6 protein-coding genes and 1 pseudogene are annotated in these 6106 nt (G+C 63.2%); 3 read left to right on the top strand and 4 right to left on the bottom strand.

Annotated features, from left to right (window positions below; genetic code table 11):
* Both MFF22_RS21615 and MFF22_RS24725 read left to right on the top strand, forming a co-directional pair.
* Window positions 1–1623 (top strand): annotated as a pseudogene (locus MFF22_RS21615) (hypothetical protein); the annotation flags it as partial.
* A gap of 3 nt (window positions 1624–1626) precedes the next feature.
* Window positions 1627–1749, top strand: a complete 123-nt coding sequence (locus MFF22_RS24725) for a hypothetical protein (protein WP_283206203.1) — start codon at window positions 1627–1629, stop codon at window positions 1747–1749.
* A gap of 90 nt (window positions 1750–1839) precedes the next feature.
* Here MFF22_RS24725 and MFF22_RS21610 read toward each other — a convergent pair whose 3' ends face one another.
* Together MFF22_RS21610 and MFF22_RS21605 are read right to left on the bottom strand one after the other, a co-directional pair.
* Window positions 1840–3042, bottom strand: a complete 1203-nt coding sequence (locus MFF22_RS21610) for an XRE family transcriptional regulator (RefSeq protein WP_283206202.1) — start codon at window positions 3040–3042, stop codon at window positions 1840–1842.
* 63 nt (window positions 3043–3105) lie between these two features.
* Entirely contained in the window at window positions 3106–3837 is a 732-nt protein-coding gene (locus tag MFF22_RS21605) for a hypothetical protein (protein ID WP_238252643.1), read from the bottom strand.
* 278 nt (window positions 3838–4115) lie between these two features.
* Between MFF22_RS21605 and MFF22_RS21600 the strand changes: the two genes are divergently transcribed.
* Window positions 4116–4772 (top strand): NYN domain-containing protein, encoded by a 657-nt coding sequence (locus tag MFF22_RS21600; RefSeq protein ID WP_122163185.1) that lies wholly within the window; start codon window positions 4116–4118, stop codon window positions 4770–4772.
* 58 nt (window positions 4773–4830) lie between these two features.
* On the opposite strand, the gene MFF22_RS21595 is transcribed toward MFF22_RS21600, so the two are convergent.
* Window positions 4831–5280 (bottom strand): hypothetical protein, encoded by a 450-nt coding sequence (locus tag MFF22_RS21595; RefSeq protein WP_238252642.1) that lies wholly within the window; start codon window positions 5278–5280, stop codon window positions 4831–4833.
* Between the two features lie 133 nt (window positions 5281–5413).
* Window positions 5414–5995: a recombinase family protein gene (locus MFF22_RS21590; RefSeq protein ID WP_122163189.1), complete on the bottom strand. Its 582-nt coding sequence runs from the start codon at window positions 5993–5995 to the stop codon at window positions 5414–5416.
* Window positions 5996–6106 lie beyond the last annotated feature (111 nt).

Raw genomic sequence — 6106 nt, 5'->3', positions numbered from 1 at the left:
TTCGATTGCGCGCCGCTACAGCTACCGGAGGATGAGGACGTCGAGGTCGCCGCGATCCCGCGCGGAGGCGGCCGGGCCGAGGCGCTGGTGCTGGCGGCCGGCGACGAGGTGATATTCGGGGAGAGCGTGGAGGTCGATGGCCAGACGATCCGCAACGCCGACCTGGCGCGCGTCGAGGCGCTCTCCGGCGATCCGGCCGATCCGGTGCTGACGCTGCAGTTGGCGAAGAACGGGGCGCGGCTGAGCGCCCGGACGAGCGCGCTGGTCGGGCGCCGCGAACCGGGCGAGCCGCAGGTGCCAAGACTCCAGCACAGCTACGCCATGACCACGCACGCGGCACAGGGCGTGACGGTAGACGAGGCGTTCGTGGCCGACCTGCGCGGCACGGGAGCGGAGGCGACCTACGTGGCGATGACGCGGCACCGGCGCACTGTGCGGCTCTACGTCGACACGGATCGGATCCGGGAGCGGCTGGAGGCGGCGCGCTCCGGGATCCGGGCGGAAGAGCGCGGTCTGCCGGTTGGCCGAGGCGCTTTGCACCCGGCACTCGTCCCGGTCAGCCACAGCGAGATCCGGCAGGCCTATCTGTCGGAGGCCGCAGGCAGCGGCGGCAAAACGAACGTTGCCGACTACGCCGGGCCTGACCTGCGTGGCTGGTGTGGTGCGCCAGTCCGGTCGCGCGACGTCCCTGTGCCGCACGGCGGCAGGATGGGCCTGGAGCGCGCGGGATCCTGGAGGAAGGCCATCGCTGGGATCGCCGCGGCCTCGGTAAGCACACCGTCGCCCGCCACCCGAGCGTTGCGGCAGCGCATGGAGGAACGCCTGCATGCCCCCGCAGCGTACCCGATCCCGCAGCCGAGCCGAGCAGATCACGCGATCCCGTTCGCCTCGGACGCTCCGGGTCAGAAGGGGCGGATCAGCCGGCTCGCCGCGATCCTATGGCAGGGTCTGAGGCGGGAGATCCTGACCGCCGCGACCGCGATACGGGGTCTGCTGCCGCTTGGCCTGGAGCAGCTCCGCGCCGATGTCCTGATCGATCCTCGAGGCCGGATGGTGTTCGCCCGCCGGGATCAGAGCGGCCGCCTGTTGGGGATCGAGCAGGCCGATGGAACCGGTGAGGCGGCGGGGAACGGGCAGCAGGGTACGACGGGTTTGGTCCAGCTGGGGGATCGACGCGCGCCGGAGCGGATCTACGTGGCTCGAACGAAGGCCGAGGCTCTGGGCCTGTATCAGCAGGACGGGCAGCCGGACCGTGCCCTGATCTGTGGCCTGGGCGGCGATGGTCCTGAGATCGGCAGCGCGCTCGCCCACGTCGTCGCCCGGCATCCGGATGCGGCCGTGCATCTCGCGGTCGACGCCCAAGCGGACGAGGGGGAGGCTCGGGCATTCGAAGCGTGGGTCCTCACGGCCCTGCGTAAGGTGCAGACGCCCGAGGCTCGCGTGACGGTACGCCGTTCAGTGCCCCTGGAGCTATTTCCGGACGGAAGCCATGTCGTGTTGGTCGCCCCAGTCTCGAACGAAAAGGACCGCACGCGGCGGCGCAGTGAGCGAACGCGCCAGGATCGTGGGATGGAGCATCAGGTCCCTCCCGTGCAATCAGTACGCGAAGGCCGAGAGCGGTAGAATATGGATGAGGGAGATGCGCGGCGCGACCTGTTCGCTTACATCGAGGGCTACTACAACCGACAGCGCATCCATTCGGCACTCGGCTATCTCATGCCTGAGCAGGCCGAACGGACCGCGAGCTAATCTCCCTGTGTCCGCGAAATCAGGGTAGGATTATTCTTATCCTCCCTACGATATGGCGGACTTTTTCTGTTTTTGCTCAGATTATCCGCATCAGCGTGATTTCCATGGAAACGGGAGAACGGAACCACCCATCTCGGAGCGCGCTTCGCCCGATGTTTCAGATGGCTTAAGTCGCACAACGTCGGCTCGCTCACGGGAGAACCAGCCATTGGGAAGGCCAGCAAGGTTTTCTATGTCTCCCGCCGACATGGTGAATTCTAGAGCTAACAAGTCTGACTTAGTTCGCCCGCCATCCTCAACAATTAAGTGCAAAGCGTCAGATAGAAGGCGAGGTTCAACCGGGTTCCATTGCCGATCTAGCGGCTCTTCGCGCGACCATCCTTTCGCAGAGTAGAGTTTATATAGATGAGCGGCGAAATCTCCGGGGATTATTTCTAAATCTGAAAGGCGCTTGATCTGCGCCTTGACGGACACACGCCAACGTTCCTTTAGGCTCACCAAACCAGCCAATGAGGGCGAGCGCACTTCGATGGGGTAAGTGGTGGATGGCAGAAGGAACGCGCTAGCCAACCGGAAGGCCTGTGTCTCGATGAACTTTAGATTATGCTTAAGCTCCTCAGGAGCAACGTTTCGATGCAATATCCCGTGGGCCATCTCATGGGCTGCATCCATCTGGCGGCGGGCAAAAGACATTTTATCGGTCGCGAGCAGGACATGTGGCCGACCATCGATGGGCGACCAGCTACAAAGGCCGTCTAGCTTCGCCGTACCCATTTCGATCGAGCCGAGCACGAAACCGACGCGCTCCATCAAGCCGACCACATCGGTGCAGGGGCCTTCGCCAAGGCGCCAATGCCGGCGAAGGTCGAGAGCGATCCGCTCAAGATCTTCCTCTCGGAGCTGACGATAGCTCGCGCCTGCCAGAACGTCAGGGATATCCACCGAAGGGAAGTCCACGTAGTGCTCAACCACGCTGCTGATTTCCTGGAGCCAGCGCATCTGGGCGCGCTGGTAATCGAGGTCGCGTACAAGCGTTGATGAAAGGGAGCGCAGGAACACAGGCCTACCATCATCGAGAAATGGACGAAGAAAATACTCCGGGCGAACACTAAACTGCTCCGCCAAGCGCAATAGTGCGTCCGTGTCCGGAGCCGAGGAGCCATCCTCCCAGCGCGATACGGTGCTGGGATTAATGCTCATAAGCCGCGCAAGCGCGGACATGCTGGAAATCCGTCGTGCCATCCGAGCCTCTTTCAGACGCTCGGGGACGAACCCAGGTGTACCAACACGCATCTTGTTGTTCCTGCTTTGTTCCAAAAGGTCCAAAGCTGCACTGCTTTGAACCCTCTCTCGACTTTACGCCTTGTTATCTGACTGGCCTTCGCCGGCGATATTTGGAGCCTCCGGCGGCTTGAATGGCTTGCGGGCCGCTTTCAGCTTGACCAAGCTCGGCTTCGCCTCGGCCGCACTCGCAGCTTCCGGAGCCGTCTTCGGCTCGGAGATAATGACGTAGTTGGCCATAAACGCCTCTACCGTCTCATAGAATAGGTAGGTGCTGTAGTTCGAGTCGATAGCTCCGATGGCGATCTCATCGACCTTCCCAGATCGGGCGGGATCGCGCGCGACCAGGAGCAGAACGAAGATGTCGCCCGGCTTCGGATCGGAGGCATCCAGGCAGAGGCGCGGGGTCAGGTGATAGTTCAACGTGACGCCACTGGCCCGCGACTGATTTTTGGTCGGCAACTCTCGCCGCCCCGGCATTGACGCAAGCGCTAGGACGACCCCACCCCGGTCACCCTCAAACCGCATGAAGGGCTGATAAAAATTCAGCTCCGTGCCTGGCAACAAGCCTCCAGCTAGGGCGATGCCCCCGTGCAACTCGCAAACGTCTTGGAAGCCTTTTTCCATCAAACGGAAGCGAACTTGGCCCTCGGCTCCCCGGGCGTTTTTGCCCTTCAAATCGGTGTGATCGCGGATGACCTCATGGGCTTGAAGAGCCCTGGCCGTACTCATGTCGAGGAGATCAAGGAGCAGATCACGGGGCAGAGCGGATGTGAGCCTGGGGATAAGTTCGTCTGCCTTTGGCATGTCGGCTCCGATTATGCTCTATCCCTGAAATCTGCCACGAATTTATGCGTAAAGCAACTACTGCACCTGAAATCTTGCGCAAAACTGGCGTCTTGACGGGTGTATTCGGGGGGTCGACAGGGATTTTTGGTGCGATCACAAGGCCTTAGAAGGCAGGTGGCCTTGACATTTTGCGGCTCCAGCACCACATCGTAATCATAACCCACCCACGGCGTGCCGTGGGCCCAAAGGTCGCTTGGCGCAAGCCCGGCGGCCTTTTGCATATCTAACGAGCCGCCGTGTCCCGAACCATCGTCTATATCGACGGCTTCAACCTCTACTACCGTGCCCTGAAAGGGACGGCGCATAAGTGGCTTGACGTCGCGGCGCTCTGCCAAGCCGTCCTGCCAGCCTCCTGCCAGATTGTCGGCGTGAACTACTACACAGCTCGCGTGTCGGGCCGGCTCGATCCCACGGCTCCGGCGCGGCAGCATGCCTATCTGCGGGCCATCGAGGCTCTGCCGGGCGTGACGATCCACTACGGGAATTTTCTGGTCTCCAAGAAGTGGTCGGGGCTGGTGCACCCGGCCGACTTCCGTCCCCCAATGACGCTCCCGGCCGGGGCAGCGCCCCAGGTGGCCTATGTCTGGAAAACCGAGGAGAAGGGCTCCGACGTGAACCTAGGGGTTCACCTGGTGCGCGACGCCTTCACCGGAAAATTCGATGAGGCGGCCGTTATAACGAACGATACGGACCTAGTAGAGCCCATTCGCATCGTGACACAGGAGGTTGGTCTGCCGGTCACGCTGTTGGCCCCTTCGGCGCAACCGGCCAGCTCGCTGAAAGCCGTCGCCAGCCATCTGCGGCACATCCAACCGTATGTCGGGCCGTGCCAGTTGCCCGACCCAGTGCAGCTCCCAAATGGCAGAATGGTCGCCAAACCCGCAGGCTGGTAGCTTTGCGCGACAAGGCGGTTCGGGATCCACATCTGATCCGCGGCCATCGAGCTGCCGCCTATGCGAATAGGTCGAGTTGATCTGCAGGGATGCGCGTTCGGAGGATGGAGCCCCGGCGCCGCACTCGCGGCACCGGGACAGCCGGCAGAGCACAACCGGGCTTGCCATAGAGCACAGCGCCGACGATCTGGCAGTCGTCCCCGCGGTGAAACACGTTCGCGGTGTGCGGCCCAGCCCGTAGGATCTCCTGCACCAGCACCGCGTCCACGCGCATTTCGGAGACCACCGCGAGCAGGCAGGCGAGGCCAGCTGCCTGAATGTCGAACGACTGAAACTCCGCCGCGCGCTGCCGCCAGACTTGGCGTACGGCGCCGGCGCTGGTCTGCGGGAACGGGTTCGGGGCCGGCTGCGTCGCTGCGTCGGCGACGAAGGCTGCGATTACGTCCCGGTCGGCGATTTGGGCCGCCGCAAGCAGAGCAGCGGCGAGTTCTGGGCGTCTGATCAACATGTCAGCTCGGCACCTGGTCGGATCCGTGCAAGGCGTCCCGAGCGAGGCGGCATCAAAGGTTGGCATATCGTCACCTCTACCGGAGGTTTCTTAAGCTGGGCAGGCCTCCGCGGCGACACCTGCCACGCTTGGCTCAGCCCTTTTCGGCGGTGCTGTTGGCGCGAGCGCGGGGGAAGTAGCTGTAGAAGGTGTCGCGGTTGACGCCCATACGCTTGGCGATCTCGGCCACGCTGATCGTGCCGGCCGTGAGCATGGCCCGGGCTGCTTCCAAATCGGCCTCACTGAGCTTCTTCGGCCGGCCACCCTTGCGACCGCGAGCGAGCGCGGCCTTCAACCCTTCCATGGTGCGTTCGCGATTGAGGTCGAGGAAATACTCGGCCATGGCGCCGTGCATCTGCAGGGCGAAGCGGCCGTGGGCGGTAGCGCTGTCGAACTGCTCGGTCAGGGAGCGGAAGTGCACGTCCTTCACCCGCAGGCCGTCGATTGTGCGCATCATCTCGACAAGGGAGCGGCCGAGGCGATCGAGCTTCCAGACCACGAGCACGTCCTCGGGGCGCAGGAAGGCGAGTGCCGCCTCAAAGGCTGGGCGCTTGGTGCCGGCCTTGCCAGACTTCTTCTCCTCGAACAGCCGCTCGCACCCGGCCTTGGTCAGCGCGTCGCGCTGGAGGTCGAGGTTCTGGTCCTGGGTGGAGACGCGGGCATATCCGATGAGCATGTCGGGATCATGCCAAAGCCGCGTTTATCCGGCAATAGAAAAGCCGACACGTTTCTCCGACAAAAATGGCGCTGTTTTCGGCGGCTCGCGTGTGACCTTCAGCGATAAATG

Source organism: Methylobacterium persicinum (assembly GCF_022179525.1).
In the GTDB taxonomy this organism is placed as follows: domain Bacteria; phylum Pseudomonadota; class Alphaproteobacteria; order Rhizobiales; family Beijerinckiaceae; genus Methylobacterium; species Methylobacterium persicinum.
Note: the sequence above shows the minus strand (reverse complement) of the source record. Positions and strands in the feature narration are given on the sequence as shown.

Excerpts from the sequence above, each read along its gene's own strand:
- MFF22_RS21590 (WP_122163189.1), bottom strand. The coding sequence starts at position 5,995 with ATGCTCATCGGATATGCCCGCGTCTCCACCCAGGACCAGAACCTCGAC.
- MFF22_RS24725 (WP_283206203.1), top strand. The coding sequence starts at position 1,627 with ATGGATGAGGGAGATGCGCGGCGCGACCTGTTCGCTTACATCGAGGGC.
- MFF22_RS21595 (WP_238252642.1), bottom strand. The coding sequence starts at position 5,280 with ATGTTGATCAGACGCCCAGAACTCGCCGCTGCTCTGCTTGCGGCGGCC.
- MFF22_RS21610 (WP_283206202.1), bottom strand. The coding sequence starts at position 3,042 with ATGCGTGTTGGTACACCTGGGTTCGTCCCCGAGCGTCTGAAAGAGGCT.
- MFF22_RS21605 (WP_238252643.1), bottom strand. The coding sequence starts at position 3,837 with ATGCCAAAGGCAGACGAACTTATCCCCAGGCTCACATCCGCTCTGCCC.